Origin of the sequence: Kitasatospora sp. NPDC127035, from assembly GCF_042726075.1 — a bacterium.
Taxonomy (GTDB): domain Bacteria; phylum Actinomycetota; class Actinomycetes; order Streptomycetales; family Streptomycetaceae; genus Kitasatospora.
In genome coordinates this window covers 112,284-127,111 of record NZ_JBHXDN010000005.1, presented here as the reverse complement: position 1 = coordinate 127,111, position 14,828 = coordinate 112,284, and the positions used below count along the sequence as shown (strand labels likewise).

The window sequence follows — 14,828 nt, the reverse complement described above, 5'->3', positions numbered from 1 at the left end:
AGTGGACGTGACGGTGCAGGACCCGGCGCCCCGACCCGCGGAGGGCTCCGACCCGGCGGTCCGGCACGGGGCCGCCCTGGGGCGTTCCGCCGGGGAGGACGCGGTGCTGTCCGGCGAGCCCCGGCGACCCGGGGTGTCCGGCGAACTCCCCCGGCCGACCCGTTGACGGGGCCGGCGGTCGCCACGGTCACCCGGTCCGTCCGGCGGGCGGGCCGCGGTCACCAGCCGTGCGGCACGCGTTCCAGGACGCCGCCCGCGAACACGTCGTACAGCGGCAGGGTCTCCAGATGCACGTATCCGATGTGGCAGTCGCAGACCGGGAGCGGGCAGGCGCGGGGACCGAGCCGGGCCCGGTAGGAGTCGTCGTAGAGGTTGCCGAGCTCCTCACGGACGAAGTGGCAGCGGCGGACGGTGCCGTCGCCGTCCACCGAGAGGACGGACTCGCCGGTGCGGCAGGGGCGGTCGGCGCTGGGGTGGGCGTGCCGGCTGTAGCCGAAGTGCGGATCGACGGCGGCCCAGCGGGCGGCCTCGGCATCGGTGTAGGTCAGGCCCTCGGCGGCGTTGATCCACAGGTAGACGGCCGGCGACAGCTCGGCGCGCAGCCGCCGGGCCGCCTCCAGGTGCTCGGGCTGCCCGACCACGCCGACGCTGTAGCGCACGCCCAGCGCGTCCAGTTCACGGCACTTGCCGACGAAGCGGTCGTGGTCCGTCTGCCCGGGGTGGTAGGTGACCCAGAGTGCCAGGGTGGCGAGGTCGGCCTCGGCCAGCCAGCCGGTGCGGCAGCTGAGGTTGGTCTGGATCGCGACCCGTCGGACGTGCGGCAACCGGCTCAGCTCGACCAGCGCCCGCCGGTACCAGGACCGGACCAGCCCCTCGCCCCAGGGGGTGAACAGTACGGAGAGGGTGTCGCCGGTGCCGGCCCGGCCGGTGGCCCAGGCGCTGAACCGCTCCAACGCGGCGCGGTCGGAGCGCAGTTGTCCGGGGGTGTCGCGCCGCTTGGCGAACGGGCAGTAGGGGCAGTCGTAGTCGCAGGAGGAGAGCGGGCCGCGGTAGAGGAGGGTGAGGTCGAGCCCGGTCGCCGGCCCTGCTGAACTCCCGGCCGCCGGCTCGGGCTTGGGGCCGGTCGTCGGTCCGGTCGCCGGGCGGGCGGAGGGCATGCCGAGGAAGGTCATTTCGCCTCGTACGCGGCCATCAGCGTGCGGACCTCGGGCGAGAAGAGCATCGGACCGACCGCGTCCGAGTGCGCCAGCCCCTCGGGGGAGAGCGCCAGCCGGCCGGGGGCGTCCACGCCGGTGGAGAGCCAGCCGCGGGCCTCGAAGTCGGCCAGCTCGACCGGGAAGTCCTCGGCGGGGGTGCTGCCGAACCGGGCCCGGTACTCGGCCACCGGGAGGCCGTCGGCCTGGAGCAGCGACTGGACGAGGTGCCTCCGCCGTGCCTCGTCCGGGGTCATCGCCCGGCCGACCACGGCGTGCCGGAACTCCTCGGTGGCGACGTAGTCGTCGATGATGCGGCGGACCTCGGTGGCGTCGACCGCGTAGTCGAAGGAGTAGTGCAGCCGGGAGGTGTAGGAGCGGGCCCCGCAGCCGAGGCCGACCATGCCGTCGGTCTGGCAGGCGTACTCGCCGCTGCCGGCCTGCGGGGAGGCGGCGCGGCGGAACATCCGCATCGACACCTGCTGGTAGCCGTGGGCGAGCAGGTGGTCGCGGCCGGCCCGGTAGAGCGCGAGCCGCCGGGCGTCCCACTGGGCCGTGCTCTCCGGCTCCGCGCGTCGGGCCAGACCGGTCAGCGGGCGGACGTAGAGCGGGTAGAGGTACAGCTCCTCCGGCTGCCAGACGAGTGCGGCGTCCAGTGAGTGGAGCCAGCTGGCCTCGGTCTGACCGTCGATGCCGTAGATGAGGTCGATGTTGAGGACGGGGAATCCGGCGGCGCGGATCCGTCCGAGCGCGGCTTCGACGTCGGCGCGCTTCTGCGGGCGGACCGCCGAGCGGGCCTCGGCGTCGACGAAGGACTGCACGCCCAGACTGAGCCGGGTGGCGCCCCGGGCGGCGAGCACCTCCAGGCGGTCGGCGGTGGCGGTCGCGGGTGAGGCCTCCACCGAGAGCGGGATCGCCCGCAGGTCGGCGCCCATCCGGTGCTCGGCGATGTCGCAGAGCCGTTCCAGCTCCGCTGCGTCGAGGTAGGTGGGGGTGCCGCCGCCGAACGCGGCCAGCGCGAACCGGGCCCCGTCGTCGAGCGCCGCGCGGACGGCGTCGGCCTGGCGGTCGAGGGCGTCCAGGTAGGCGGTGGTCAGGCCGTCCGGGCCGCCGATCCGGGTGAAGAGGTTGCAGAAGCCGCAGCGCACCTCGCAGAACGGGATGTGGAGGTAGAGGGAGAGCGCGTGCTGGGGCTCGCCGGCCCACAGGTCACGCAGCGCGGGGCGGTCCGACAGCGTGCGGTACGCGGTCTTGTGCGGGTAGGCGTAGACGTAGGACCGGTACGGCGATTCGGGTGCCACGGGGCTCGAAGGAGTCGCGGGGGAGGCCCGGTGCGACGGTCCGGCGGGCCGGGCGGGGGCGGTGGTCATACGGTCTCCTCGGCGGCGTCGTCGTCGGTGGTGGCGGCCGTGGTGGCGGCGTCGGTGGCGTCGAGGCGGGCGTCGGCTGCCTCGGTGTGCGCGGGGAGCGTGAAGTGCGCGTACGGGACGGTCCAGACCACCTCGTGGCCGATCCGGTGCCCGGTGTAGCCGTCCTCGCCGTAGGCCGTGCCGTGGTCGGAGCAGACGATCGCGAAGCAGGGTCGTCGTGCGCTCATCGCCGCGAAGAGGCGGCCGATGTGGGCGTCCACGTAGGTGAGGGCGGCGGCGTGGCTCTCCCGGCTGTCGCCGTGTTCGCGCGTGGCGCCGGGCAGGTGGAACCAGTTCGGCTGGTGCAGTGCCGACACGTTGAGGAAGAGGAAGAGCGGCCGGTCGGCGGGCTGTTCGGCGGCCACCTGCTCGGCGCGGGCGACCTGTGCCTCGAAGGAGGTGGGCGAGGGGACTCCCATCTCCGGTGCCCAGTGGCTTTCCTGGAAGAGGCCGGGCAGTACCGAACCCAGCGGTCCCTGTTTGTTGAAGAAGCCGACCCCGCCGATGCAGACCGTCCGGTACCCGGCGGCGCCGAGCGCACCCGGAAGGTCCGCGGCGTCGAACACCCAGGTGAGCGGCGCGGTGGTCTCGGAGCCGGCGAACCGGGCGGCGAACAGACGCGGGTGCGGCCCGTCCGGCGAGGCCGGGGTCGGCAGGAACCCGGCCAGGATCGCCTGGTGGGAGGCGTAGGTGAAGCTGCCGGGGGAGTGCCGCTTCTCCCAGCGCCCCCCGGGGAGGTGGGCGGCCAGGTTCGGGAGCCGCCCCGCGGCGGCCAACTCCTCGGCGACGTCGAACCGCAGGGTGTCCAGGGTGACGAGGAGCAGGTCGTGGCTGCCCACGACGGCGTTCATGTCCGGGCCGCCCGCCGGAGCGTCTCCGGGCACGACGACGGGCGCGGGGGCGACGGGCGCGGGCATGGTGGGCGTGGGCGCGGTGGGCCGGGTGGTCCGGTGGTTCATCGGGGCTGTTCCGTACCTGGGTGGTGCGTCGGATCCTGCCCGGGGCCGGGCAGGAGGAGGGCGGCGAGCTGGGCGGCGTAGGTGTCCAGGCCCTCGGCCGGGCCGCCGGGCAGACCGGTGAGGTTGGGCAGCAGGTCACCGAAGGCGTTGACCTCGCCCACCAGTGCCCGCCGCCAGTCGGCGACGGGAAGCACGTCGACACCGACCATCGGGGAGTTCGGGAAGCACCGGGCCGCCCGCTCCGCCGTCTCCAGGAGCGCGGGCCACGCCGGTCCGGCGGCCTCCCGGGCCAGCGCCAGGCTGCCGCGGGAACCGCCGAGGTGCAGGTTGGTCATCGGCTGCGGGCTGGTGCGGACCACCACGTGGGTGGCCCGTCCGGCGATCACGACGACCCGGAGGTCGGCGGAGCGGCCCGACTGGGCGGCCTTCGGGACCCACTGCTCGACGTGCAGTCCGTCCGGGGCGAGCCGGTCGACCAGCTCGGCCACCACGGGCTCGTCCCGGTAGCGTCGGACCTGCAGCGAGTTGTGGAGCTCCCCGCCGGCCAGCTCCACCGAGGTGGTCGCCTGCACCTGGCCGCGGGGGCCGAACTCCAGCGCCACCACCCCCGAGGCGGAGGAGCCGTGGGAGGGCTTGAGGAAGACCCGCCGCAGCCCGGCGACCGCCAGCCGCTCGCGCAGGTCCTCCCAGCCGGTGACGGCGGCGCCGCCGAGCGCCCGGGGCACCGGTACGCCGGCCGCCGACAGCAGCGCGTGCGTGCGCCGCTTGTCGAACATCACGGCGATCTCCGCAGGGTCGCCGAGCAGCCGGACACCGGGTGCCTGCTCCAGCGCGCGCAGTGCGGTCGTCACCCGCGCGTACCAGGCCGCTCCGCCCTCGACCCTGGTCGGTGCGTAGCCGTCGCCGAGGGCAGGCCCGCGCAGCAGCGCGTCCACGGCCTCGTCCTCGCCGGGCGACTCGATCCGCACCAGGCTCCCCCCGGGCAGCCGGTGGGTACCGTGCAGCACGTCGATCCAGGGCAGCACGATGGGTTCCGGCAGCCCGGCGGCACGTGCGGCGGCGGCGAACAGCGTCACCCGGCGGTGGCCCGGGTTGCCGAGCACGGTCAGTCGCCCGGACGCCGGGAGCCGGTGGCCGCCCCGGGCGGGGCCGGTGGTGCCAGCCGGGCGGGTAGCCGTGGCGTCGATGCCCGTGCCCGTGGCGATGCCGCCGCCCGTGGCGGTGTCCGTGTGCGCGGTGGGGGCCGCGGCCGGAGGCGGGGGCCCGGGGCGGGAGGTCGTCATCGCCGCCCGCCTACTCGGCCACCGCGACGTAGCGCCACTCGCTGTCCGGATCCTCCGGCTCGGAGAGGTCGATCGCCACGCCGGGCAGGGAAGCGCGAATCCGTTCCTGCATCGCGTCGGTGAGGTAGTGGTGGTGCAGGTCGAGCGTCCTGAGGTGGGTGAGCGGCTGGCCGTCCAGGAGCGCGGCCGCGCCCTCGTCGGTCAGCGTCCCCATCGAGAGGCCGAGCGTCCTCAACCGGGCCACCACGGGGGCGTGGGCGACGGCGGCGGCGATCTCGTCCTGGAACATGCTGTTCTGCAGCCGGAGGTGGCGCAGCGCCGGCAGCCGGGTGCCGTCGAGGAACGGCGTCAGGTCGTCGACGTCGGAGCTGCCGCCGTGGTCGTCGACACCGAGCCAGAGCTCCAGCCCCTCCAGGGCCGGCAGCTCGCTCGCCGCGACCCCCCGGACCAGCTCGGCCGACAGGCCGCCGGCCTCGAAGCGGAGGTCCACCAGGCGGTCGTGCCGGACGGGGCTGAGCCGCAGCCCGTTGCCGCCGCGCACCACCAGCTCGGTCAGCTGCGGGAACGCCGTCACCACCGGAGTGATGTCCGACATCTCCAACCAGGAGATCTCGCAGTCCTCGTACGTCACGTCGGCGATGAAGAGCGCCTCCAGCGCGCTGAGCCGCGTGGCGTCACCGACCAGGGCGGCGAGCATCTGCTCAGCCGGTTCGTGGTCGTGCGGCCACCACGTACCGATGACCAGTGCGCGCACGGAGGCCGGGTCGACGGTGGCCAGGAAGTCCGCCCAGAGCGCGTCGAACCCGCCCTCCGCGGCGTACTCCACCGACAGCCGCCACGCGACGGCGCCGGGCTCCGGGAGGGCGTCCGGGCCGCTCCGGTCGGTGGGGAACCCGACGACCGGCAGACCGTGGAACTGCTCGTTGGTAGAGGTGATCATGGTGCCCCCCTGGGCTGTACGACTGACGGGTGGTGGGGAGGTGGTCCTTCCGCGGCCGGGCTACTCGGAGACCGCCACGTAACGCCACTGGTCGTCGGGCTTGCCGCCCCCGGAGAGGTCGACCGACACCCCGTGCAGCGCCTCGCGCAGCCGCTGCTGCATCGCGTCGGTGAGGTAGTGGTGGTGGAGGTCGAGCGTCTTGAGGTGGGTGAGCGGCTGGCCGTCCAGGAGCGCGGTGGCGCCCTGGTCGGTGAGCACGCCCATCGAGAGGTCGAGCGACTCCAACCGGGCCACCACGGGGGCGTGGGCGACGGCGGCGGCGATCTCGTCCTGGATCGCGCTGTTCTGGAGGCCGAGGTGGCGCAGCGCCGGGAACCGGGTGCCGTCGAGGAACGGCGCGAGGTCGTCGAGGGCGGTGTCGCCGCCGTAGTTCGGCACGCCGAGCCAGAACGCCAGCCGCTCCAGCGCGGGCAGCTCGCTCGCCGCCACCGCCCGCGGCACCCCGACCGGGAGCCCGCCCGACTCGAAGCGCAGCGCCCGCAGGTGCTCGTGGCGCACCGGCTTCAGCGACACCCCGTCCCCGTCGACGCTCTCCCCGGAGGCGCCGCGCACCACCAGCTCGGTGAGCAGCGGGAACGTCGTCAGCAGCGGCGTGACGTCGACCATGTCGATCCAGGAGATCTCGTTCTCCTCGTACGTGATGTCCCCGACGAACAGGCCGCGCAGCGCCGGCAGCCGGTCGGCGGCGCCCAGGATCGCGGCCAGCGGCTCGGCGAAGCTCTCCGGTCCGTCCTTCGACCACTCGCCCACCACCACCGCGCCGACCCGGCCCGTGTCGACGGCGTCCAGGAACTGCTGCCAGCGCTCGACCCAGCCCGTGGAGGCGTCGAACTCGACGGCGACCTTCCAGGCCACCGCGCCGGGCTCCGGCAGCTCGCCGCCCTCGTCGACGGCCGCGACGAAGTCGAAGACCGGCAGGCCGTGGAACTCCTCGATGTGCTTGTTGACCGTCATGCGCTGCTCCTGGAGGTGTCGGTGCGGGCCGAACAAGTGTCTACCAGGCGGGTCGGACAATCCGGTGGCCGGGGCGGAAACCGGGCGCGTCACGGCGGCGGCGCCGGCTGCCGGCGGGCCCCGCGCCCGGCCCGGACCGGCCGTTGTCAGTCCCCTGTCCTAAGGTCCGGGGCGTGGGATTCCGATGGTCCGTCGGACCGGTCGAGGAGGACTGATGTACCGCCAGGGTGACGTGCTGATCGTGCCGGTGGAGGAGTCGGCGGTGCCGACACGGGTGGGCTCGCTGGCCCCGCAGCCCCGGGACGCGCGGGGCAGGCTGGTCCTCGCGCTGGGCGAGGTGACGGGCCATGCCCACGCCGTGGTCGGCCCGGGGGAGCTGCGTCGCGAGGCGGGGCCGTTCGGCGCGGCCTGGCTGCACCTCGTCGAGGGCGGCCGGGTCGTGCACGAGGAGCACGCGGCGATACCGCTGCCCAAGGGCTGGTACCGGGTGGTCCGCCAGCGCGAGTACGTGCCGGGATCGGTCCGCGTCGTCGCGGACTGACGGCCGTCGGGCGACCGGGCCGCCGGGTCCACGGTGCCCGCGACCTCGGCGGGGCCCGGGGTGCACGGCGGTACAGGGCGCTGAACGCAACGGAACGACGGAACGGAACGGAACGGAACGGACGTGGGGTGCCCGGGTCGGGTGCCCGGCCCGGGATCGGAGTGTGTGATGACGGCGGCGGAAGCGGTGGAGACGGTGCGGACGGCAGTGGACCGCGGGGTGGCCGGACCGGCCGAGGTGACGGCCCGTTGGCGGGCGGGAGCGGCGGCCACCGGCCCGGCCGACCGGGACGGGGTCGAGCGGGCCGTGCGGGCCGCGTACCGGGCCGTGGGGCTGGCGGAACCGGCCGACATCCGGTGGTTCGGCTCGCCGCTGGCGGCTGCGGCGACGGCGCTGGAGCTGCACGGCTCCGGCGCGGTCACCGTGCGCGAGACGGTCCGGACCAGGCCGTGGGACGCGGTCCGGGGCCGCGCGGTCGAGCGGGTCGGCGCGGGCGGCTGGGCACCGCTCTGGGCGCTGACCGGCGGTGAGCTCGGCCCGGTGACGAACGCGCTGGCCGACCGGATCCGCAACGCCGTGCTCGACCGGCTCGCCCCCGAACCCGACACGGAGGAGGAGCCGGACGAGGTGGTCGATGCGGCCCTGCAGCGCCGCACGGCCGCCCGGCTCGCCCTGCTGGAGGCCGTCCGCGGCCAGCACGACGCACCGTGGTTCGCCGCGTTCGAAGCGGCCGGTGTCCTGGGACCGGCTCCGGCCGATTCGAGCGATTCGGGTGATTCGGGTGATCCGAGCGGTGCGGCGGACCGGGACGGCGCCGGTGGGGCGATCGCCGCGCTGGCCGAGGTGGCGCTCGGTGTCGGCTGGTGGTGGCCGTACGAGGACGTGGTGCTGATCAGCGAGCGGCCGGTCGAACTGCACCGTGACGAGGCCGGCCGCCTGGACCGGGCCGACGGACCCGCCGTCGCGTACGCCGACGGCTTCGCCCTGCACGCGTGGCGCGGCATGCCCGTCCCGGCCGAGTTCCTGGCGGGTCTCGGCTCCGTCACCGTCGAGCGGATCCGCACCGAGGAGAACGCCGAGCTGCGCCGCGTCCTGCTGGAGCACTACGGCTACGAGCGGTACCTCGCGGACTCCGGCGCCGAGCCGCTGCACCGTGACGGGACCGGGGTGCTCTGGCGGATCCAGCTGCCCGACGACGAGCCGGTGGTGATGGTGGAGGTGGTCAACTCGACCGCCGAGCCCGACGGCACCTTCCGGACGTACTGGCTGCGGGTCCCGCCCGGCACCCGCACCGCCCGGGCCGGGGTGGCGTGGACCTTCGGGGTGCCCGAGGAGGAGTACCACCCGCAGCGCGAGACCTGATCGGGCTGGAGGAGGGACTTCAGGTCGGCCGAGTACCGGCGCGAGGCCCTGCGGACGCTCCACCGGCTCCGGAAGCCGGTGCCGGCCGCGTGAGGTCCCGGCGCACGCGACACCGCCCGCGCCGGAGGGGGCGCGGGCGGTGTCGTAGGTCAGAGTGGGGGAGTCAGGAAACGTTGTTGGCGTTGAAGGCGCCGATGATGGCGTCGCCGCCGGTGTTGTAGATGTCGCCGCCGGCGAGCTGGTTGCCGGTGCCGATGACGGTGATGGTGGTGACGGTGACGGTGTCGCCGCCGTCGGCGAAGGCCTGGGTCGGGACGGCAACGGCGCCGACGGCGGCGAGGAGAACGGCGAAGGTGCGGACGGTGCGGTACATGGTGGTATCCCTTCGTAGACCAACTGTGTGGTGAACACTAGGGACCCGGGTCGGGCCACCGGAGGGAATGTCACTCGAATGGGGTGAGCTGCGTGTCGTCCAGGCCCTTCCGGCGTTGTCGGCGGCGCAGCGCCGCCGCACGCGGGCCGGGTGCGGGCCGGGTGCGGGGCCGCTGCGACGGTTCCCGACTCAGTCCAGGGCCGGCCGGTACACGGTGAGCGCCTGGCGGGCCTTGGCCAGCCGCAGCGCACCGGCCGCGGGGACGGACTCGCCGTCGACCGCGATCCGGTCGGCGCTCCCCAGCGCGTCGAGGTCGAGGGCGCCGAGACGGGCGGAGTGGTAGACCCGGGAGCGGGAGAGGGTCCCGGAGAGGAAGGCGGCGGCGAGCCTGGTCCGGCCGAACGGGCTACCGCCGTCCACGATCCGGATGTCCAGCAGGCCGTCGGCGAGACCGGTCCGGTGGGTGGGGGCGAAGCCCGGCGGGTCGTACGCGCCGTTGCCCGCGAACAGCAGCCAGAGCCGCCGGTCGCGGCCGCCCGCCCGGACGGTGACCGGTTCGGCGGCGGCCAGCACCCGGACCACCGCCACCGCGAGCGCCGGCCACTTGCCCAGCCGCCCCTCCAACGACTCCCGCACCCTGACCAGCTCGGGGTAGACGCCCAGACTGAAGGTGTTGAGGAAGTGCCGCCGCTCGGTGTCGTCGGCGGCGATACCCAGGTCCACCCCGCAGGCGGTCCCGGCGGCCACGGCCGCCGCGGTCGCCTCCGGCCCGTCGATGCCGAGGTCCAGGGCGAAGTGGTTGAGCGTGCCACCGGGGAACACCGCGAGCGGGAGGTTCCGCTCGACCGCGAGCCCGGCGGCCAGGTTCACGCTGCCGTCGCCGCCGCAGACCCCGAGCGCCCCGCCGGCCGCTGCGGCGCGGTCGGCCGCCTCGGTCAGCAGCGTGGGAAGGTCGTCGTCGGGTCCGCAGACCCGGACGTCGGCCCGCGTCAGGAGCGTGCGCAGCAGCTCCGCGGTCTCCTCCGGTCCGGCGGGCGTCAGGGCGCCGCTGCCGGAGCCGCTGTTGACCACGACCGACAGCCCGGCTCCCTCGGGCAGCGCCGGGGCCGCGCGGCGGGGCGGGCCCGCGGGCGGCGGCACGTCGGACGACCTGGGCCACCATCGCAGGGTGAGCGCGGCGAGCGCGGAGCCGAGCGCGAACCCGGCCAGCACGTCGCCCGGGTAGTGCGCACCGGTGTAGACCCGGGACGCCCCGACGGCCAGCGCCACCGGCACCACCACGGCCGCGGCCGCCGGGGACTCGATCGCGACCGCGGTGGCGAAGGCGGCGGCGGAGGTCGAGTGGCCCGAGGGGAACGAGGTGGTGATCGGCTGGCGCAGCAGGCGGCGGGCGGCCGGCACCGGGTCCAGCTGCGGGCGCGGACGCCGGGTCAGCTGTTTGGCGGCGATGTTGGCCACCGTGGAGGCGAGCGCCAGCGAGCCCACCCCGCGCAGGGCCGCCCGCCGGCCGGCCCGTCCGCCGACGGCCCCCAGCACGGCGGCGGTGCCGAACCAGAGCACGCCGTGGTTGGCGGCCCGGCTCAGTCCGCGCATCCACGGCGCGGTCCGCCGCCCGGTGCCGCGCGAGCGGGCCGTGGCGATCCGCGTGAACAGGGCTTGGTCGAGTACGTCCAGTCGCCTCATCCACGTGAGCCTAGACAGGGTCGGCCCGGAATGCGAGGTCGGGACCTGCTCCGGAGCGTCTCGCAACCGGCGACGGCCGGTCGGACCCGTCCCGGTCGAAGCTGAGTACGGGTACTCAGGCGCACCTCAGCGGGCTCCCGCAGACTGGCCGACAACACTGCGAAACCGTCACAAGGACCACGCCACCGCCATGATCAGTCGCACCGCAGCGTTCCTCGTCCCCGCTCTCGGCCGTCTCCAGGTCACCGCCGAAGGCTCCGAACTCCCCGCCCCCGGCAGCATCGTCGCGGCCAACCACACCTCGCTCGCCGACCCGGTCGTCGTGTTCGCCGCCCTGCACCGTCTCGGCATCCGGCCGGTCGTGCTGGCGACGGCCGGGCTCTGGCGGATCCCGGCGCTCGGGCAGCTGCTGCGCCGCGAGGGGCACATCGCCGTCCACCGGGGTACCGCGCGGGCCTCCGAGGCCCTCGACGCAGCCGCGGAGGCACTCGCCGCCGGGCGGGTCGTCCTGATCTACGGAGAGGGCGGGCTGCCCCGCCGCCGGGACTCCGGTGAGCAGCCGCCGGGGCCCTTCCGCAGCGGCCTGGCGCGGCTCGCCCGCGCCGCCGACGCTCCGGTGGTCCCGCTCGGGCAGGCGGGCTCCCGGCGGCTCACGTCGGGCGGCTCGTTCAAGCAACTGGCGGGCCTGGCCACCGCACCGGTCCGCCGTCCGACCCTCCACGTCCACCTCGGTGCGCCGGTCCGGCTGGCCGGCGACGCCGTCGAGGCGACGGCCGCGGCCCACCGTGCCGTCACGGCGGCCTGGACCGTTGCCGCGCGCCGGGCCGAAGCCGCCTGAGCCGGCGGGGTCCGGGGGCGGTTCCGGGCGGTTCCGGTCGGGCGGGTGACGGGCCGTCGACGGCCGGGGACCGGCGCGGGAGCGGCAGTGTCAGTGTCGGTGCCCTACGGTCGCGGCACGGCCGGGGGGCGCAAGGAGACGAACGGACTGTTCTCGGCGATCGCCCGCACGGTGGTGGTGGTCGACGACACGGAGGCGGCGCCGACCTTCTACCGCGACCTACCGCGACGGGCTGGGCCTCACGGTGCTCCTCGACGGTGCGGCCGACGGCCACCGTCCGCCGCACGCGGGGCTGTCGGACGGGGCGGGGCTTTGCCTGATGCCGGCGGAGTCGCCCGAGGCGCGGGCGGCGGCGGGGCGGCAGACCGGCGGGCTGCCGTTGCCGGTCCTCCACATCGCGGACCTCGACCGGGTGGAGGCCCGGCTCGCCGAGCTCGGGGTGTCCACCACACCCGGGGTACCGGACGGTGGCCCGGACCGTTCACTGCACTTCCGGGACCTCTCCGGCAACGAGCGGGTCGCCGCCCGGCTCGCCTGAGCCGGAGGCGGCCGGTCGGGAACCCTGCGGTCCGGAACTCCGCCGTCGGGAGCCGCGCGGGCGGTGACGATCCGGCGGCAACGATCCGGCGGCGACGATCCGAGGCCGGGGCGGGGTCGGACGCGGCCGGGGGAAGCAGGGCGGACCGGAGCGGGGCAGGATGGGCCCATGGAGCGGACGTTCGAGGAACTGGTGGCCGAGGCCGAGGCGGTGTCGGTCGACGGGTGGGACTTCTCCTGGCTGGACGGCCGGGCGACCGAGGACCGCCCGTCGTGGGGGTACCAGCGGCTGCTGGGGGAACGGCTGGCCCGGGTGTCGGCGGCCCTGGACGTGCAGACCGGCGGCGGTGAGGTGCTGGCGGGTGTGGCCGGGAGCTTCCCGGCCACGATGGTGGCCACCGAGTCCTGGCCGCCGAACGTGGCCCGCGCGACCGGGCTGCTGCACCCGCTGGGCGCCGTCCTGGTCGCCGATCCGGACGAGCCGCCGCTGCCGTTCGCCGACGGCGCCTTCGACCTGGTGACCTGCCGGCACCCGGTGACGGTCTGGTGGGAGGAGATCGCCCGGGTCCTGCGTCCGGGCGGCAGCTACCTGGCCCAGCACGTCGGGCCGGCCTCGGTGTTCGAACTGGTCGAGTACTTCCTCGGGCCGCAGCCCGAGGCACGCCGGGCCCGGCGACCGGAGGACGAGGCCGGGGCCGCCCGGGCCGCCGGACTGGAGGTCGTCGACCTGCGCTCGGAGCGGCTGCGGACGGAGTTCCGCGACATCGGTGCGGTGGTCTACTTCCTGCGCAAGGTGGTCTGGATGGTTCCGGGCTTCACGGTCGGCGCGTACCGGGATCGGCTTCGTGAGCTGGACGCCCGGATCCGGGCGGAGGGGCCGTTCGTCGCCCACTCCGCCCGGTTCCTGATCGAGGCCCGGAAGCCCCGGGACCCCGGCCGGCCGAGTGCCCCGGACGACCGGGGCGGGCCGGTCAGCCTGCCGTGACCAGGTCGAGGTAGCCGTCGTTCCACAGGTCCTCGTCGCCGTCCGGCAGCAGCAGGACCCGGTCCGGGCGCAGCGCCTCGACGGCCCCGGGGTCGTGGGTGACCAGCACGATCGCGCCGGGGTACGTGCCGACCGCGGCCAGGACCTCGGCGCGGGAGGCGGGGTCGAGGTTGTTGGTGGGCTCGTCCAGCAGCAGGACGTTGGCGCCGGAGTGGACCAGTCCGGCCAGGGCGAGCCTGGTCTTCTCGCCGCCGGAGAGGACTCCGGCGGGCTTGTCGGCGTCGTCGCCGCGGAAGAGGAACGCGCCGAGCACGTGCCGCAGTTCGCCGTCGGTGAGGTCGGGCGCGGCCCGGGAGAGGTTCTCCCGGACGCTGCGGGCCGGGTCGAGGGTGTCGTGTTCCTGGGCGAAGTAGCCGAGCCTCAGCCCCGGGCCGGGGACGACCCGGCCGCCGTCGGGGTGCTCGTGACCGGCCAGGATCCGCAACAGGGTGGTCTTGCCGGCGCCGTTGTGGCCGAGCACGACCAGCCGGGTGCCCCGGTCGACGGCGAGGTCGAGGCCGGCGAGCACGCGCCGCCCGTCGTAGGACTTGGCGAGGCTGACGGCGCCGAGCGGCATCCGGCCGCAGGGCGCCGGGTCGGGCAGCCGGATCCGGGCCGTGCGCTCGGCCCGCCGGGCCGGTTCGAGGGCGGCGAGCATCCGGTCGGCGCGGCGGGCCATGGAACGGGCGCCGACGGCGGTCGCGACGTTGGCCCGCATCCGGTCGGCCTGGGCGTGCAGCGCGGTGGCCTTCCGCTCGGCGTTGGCGCGTTCGCGGACGCGGCGGCGTTCGTCGGCGTCGCGTTGGACGAGGTAGGCGGCCCACCCGGTGTTGTGGACGTCCACGGCGGCACGCTGCGGGTCGAGGTGGAAGACCCGGTTGACGGTGGCGGCGATCAGCGGCACGTCGTGGCTGATCAGCACCACGCCGCCCGGGTAGCCGGCCAGGAAGTCCCGGAGCCACGCGACGGCGTCGGCGTCCAGGTGGTTGGTGGGCTCGTCGAGGAGCAGGGTGTCGTGGCCGGCGAAGAGGATCCTGGCCAGCTCGACCCGGCGGCGCTGACCGCCGGAGAGCGCGCCGAGCGGGCCGTCGAGGACTCGGCCGGGCAGGCCCAGGCCTGCCGCGACCCGGGCGGCCTCGGCCTCCGCCGCGTAGCCGCCGCGAGCCTGGAACTCGGCCTCGGCCGTGGTGTAGGCGGCCATGGCCCGGCGTTGGGCCCGTTCGGGAGCGGGAGCGGCGGTCCCGGTCGCGGGATTCCTCGCTGAACGGCCCGTCGCCGCGACCACGGCGGTGGCGGCCTCGGCCAGCGCGGTCTCGGCGGCGCGCAGGGCGCGGACGGCGGAGTCCAGACCGCGCGCGGACAGGATCCGGTCCGTGACGGTGACGGCCGGGTCGGCGGCCCTGGAGTCCTGCGCCAGGTAGCCGACCGGGCCGGTGCGGGTGACGGTCCCGGCGGCGGGCCGGATCCGGCCCGCCAGGGTGGAGAGCAGGGTGGTCTTGCCGGCGCCGTTGCGGCCGACGAGGCCGATACGGTCGCCGGGTGCGATGTGGAGGGTGACGTCGGACAGCAGCAGGCGGGCGGCGACGCGCACGTCGACACCACGGGTGGTGATCATGGGATGACGCTCCGGAACAGCGGACGGGCACACGGGTGGCGTGGAGGCGGGTCCGTC

At 75.5% G+C, this 14,828-nt stretch carries 14 protein-coding genes and 1 pseudogene; 6 read left to right on the top strand and 9 right to left on the bottom strand.

Annotated features, from left to right (window positions below):
- Nucleotides 1–7: 7 nt before the first annotated feature.
- The gene (locus ACFWIC_RS04710) at nucleotides 8–166 is read left to right on the top strand and encodes a hypothetical protein (protein ID WP_380515801.1); all 159 of its coding nucleotides are present in this window, start codon (nucleotides 8–10) and stop codon (nucleotides 164–166) included.
- Between the two features lie 52 nt (nucleotides 167–218).
- Here ACFWIC_RS04710 and ACFWIC_RS04705 read toward each other — a convergent pair whose 3' ends face one another.
- The 6 genes from ACFWIC_RS04705 to ACFWIC_RS04680 form a co-directional block, all read right to left on the bottom strand.
- Nucleotides 219–1,157 (bottom strand): STM4011 family radical SAM protein, encoded by a 939-nt coding sequence (locus tag ACFWIC_RS04705; protein WP_380515798.1) that lies wholly within the window; start codon nucleotides 1,155–1,157, stop codon nucleotides 219–221.
- An 11-nt stretch (nucleotides 1,158–1,168) separates the two neighbouring features.
- On the bottom strand, nucleotides 1,169–2,563 hold the full coding sequence (locus tag ACFWIC_RS04700) for an STM4012 family radical SAM protein (protein ID WP_329952800.1): 1,395 nt from the start codon (nucleotides 2,561–2,563) through the stop codon (nucleotides 1,169–1,171).
- Nucleotides 2,560–3,453 (bottom strand): STM4013/SEN3800 family hydrolase, encoded by an 894-nt coding sequence (locus ACFWIC_RS04695; RefSeq protein WP_380353801.1) that lies wholly within the window; start codon nucleotides 3,451–3,453, stop codon nucleotides 2,560–2,562. The genes ACFWIC_RS04700 and ACFWIC_RS04695 overlap by 4 nt, the downstream gene beginning before the upstream one ends.
- Nucleotides 3,454–3,557: 104 nt before the next feature.
- Nucleotides 3,558–4,844, bottom strand: coding sequence for an STM4014 family protein (locus ACFWIC_RS04690; RefSeq protein ID WP_380353690.1), 1,287 nt, complete (start codon nucleotides 4,842–4,844; stop codon nucleotides 3,558–3,560).
- A gap of 10 nt (nucleotides 4,845–4,854) precedes the next feature.
- Nucleotides 4,855–5,784: an STM4015 family protein gene (locus tag ACFWIC_RS04685; protein ID WP_380353691.1), complete on the bottom strand. Its 930-nt coding sequence runs from the start codon at nucleotides 5,782–5,784 to the stop codon at nucleotides 4,855–4,857.
- A 60-nt stretch (nucleotides 5,785–5,844) separates the two neighbouring features.
- Entirely contained in the window at nucleotides 5,845–6,798 is a 954-nt protein-coding gene (locus ACFWIC_RS04680) for an STM4015 family protein (protein ID WP_380353694.1), read from the bottom strand.
- A 214-nt stretch (nucleotides 6,799–7,012) separates the two neighbouring features.
- On the opposite strand from ACFWIC_RS04680, the gene ACFWIC_RS04675 reads away from it, so the two are divergent.
- Complete coding sequence (locus tag ACFWIC_RS04675; RefSeq protein ID WP_329881116.1) at nucleotides 7,013–7,339, top strand: hypothetical protein; 327 nt, start codon at nucleotides 7,013–7,015, stop codon at nucleotides 7,337–7,339.
- A 168-nt stretch (nucleotides 7,340–7,507) separates the two neighbouring features.
- The gene (locus ACFWIC_RS04670; protein ID WP_380353697.1) at nucleotides 7,508–8,701 is read left to right on the top strand and encodes a DUF6745 domain-containing protein; all 1,194 of its coding nucleotides are present in this window, start codon (nucleotides 7,508–7,510) and stop codon (nucleotides 8,699–8,701) included.
- A 163-nt stretch (nucleotides 8,702–8,864) separates the two neighbouring features.
- Here the strand turns inward: ACFWIC_RS04670 and ACFWIC_RS04665 are convergent, their stop codons facing one another.
- The gene (locus tag ACFWIC_RS04665) at nucleotides 8,865–9,074 is read right to left on the bottom strand and encodes a hypothetical protein (RefSeq protein WP_329881113.1); all 210 of its coding nucleotides are present in this window, start codon (nucleotides 9,072–9,074) and stop codon (nucleotides 8,865–8,867) included.
- A gap of 189 nt (nucleotides 9,075–9,263) precedes the next feature.
- Nucleotides 9,264–10,757 carry a bifunctional phosphatase PAP2/diacylglycerol kinase family protein gene (locus tag ACFWIC_RS04660; protein ID WP_380515791.1) on the bottom strand — a complete coding sequence of 498 codons (1,494 nt, stop codon included), beginning with the start codon at nucleotides 10,755–10,757 and terminating at the stop codon, nucleotides 9,264–9,266.
- A 190-nt stretch (nucleotides 10,758–10,947) separates the two neighbouring features.
- Here ACFWIC_RS04660 and ACFWIC_RS04655 point away from each other — a divergent pair, with 190 nt between their 5' ends.
- From ACFWIC_RS04655 to ACFWIC_RS04645, 3 genes and pseudogenes are all read left to right on the top strand, one after another.
- Complete coding sequence (locus ACFWIC_RS04655) at nucleotides 10,948–11,595, top strand: lysophospholipid acyltransferase family protein (RefSeq protein WP_329881110.1); 648 nt, start codon at nucleotides 10,948–10,950, stop codon at nucleotides 11,593–11,595.
- Nucleotides 11,596–11,815: 220 nt separating this feature from the next.
- A pseudogene (locus ACFWIC_RS04650) lies at nucleotides 11,816–12,133 on the top strand (VOC family protein); the annotation flags it as partial.
- Between the two features lie 168 nt (nucleotides 12,134–12,301).
- Nucleotides 12,302–13,117 carry a class I SAM-dependent methyltransferase gene (locus tag ACFWIC_RS04645; protein ID WP_355403930.1) on the top strand — a complete coding sequence of 272 codons (816 nt, stop codon included), beginning with the start codon at nucleotides 12,302–12,304 and terminating at the stop codon, nucleotides 13,115–13,117.
- On the opposite strand, the gene ACFWIC_RS04640 is transcribed toward ACFWIC_RS04645, so the two are convergent.
- On the bottom strand, nucleotides 13,104–14,771 hold the full coding sequence (locus tag ACFWIC_RS04640; protein ID WP_380515788.1) for an ABC-F family ATP-binding cassette domain-containing protein: 1,668 nt from the start codon (nucleotides 14,769–14,771) through the stop codon (nucleotides 13,104–13,106). The two genes, ACFWIC_RS04645 and ACFWIC_RS04640, sit on opposite strands and share 14 nt — an antisense overlap.
- Between the last annotated feature and the right edge of the window lie 57 nt (nucleotides 14,772–14,828).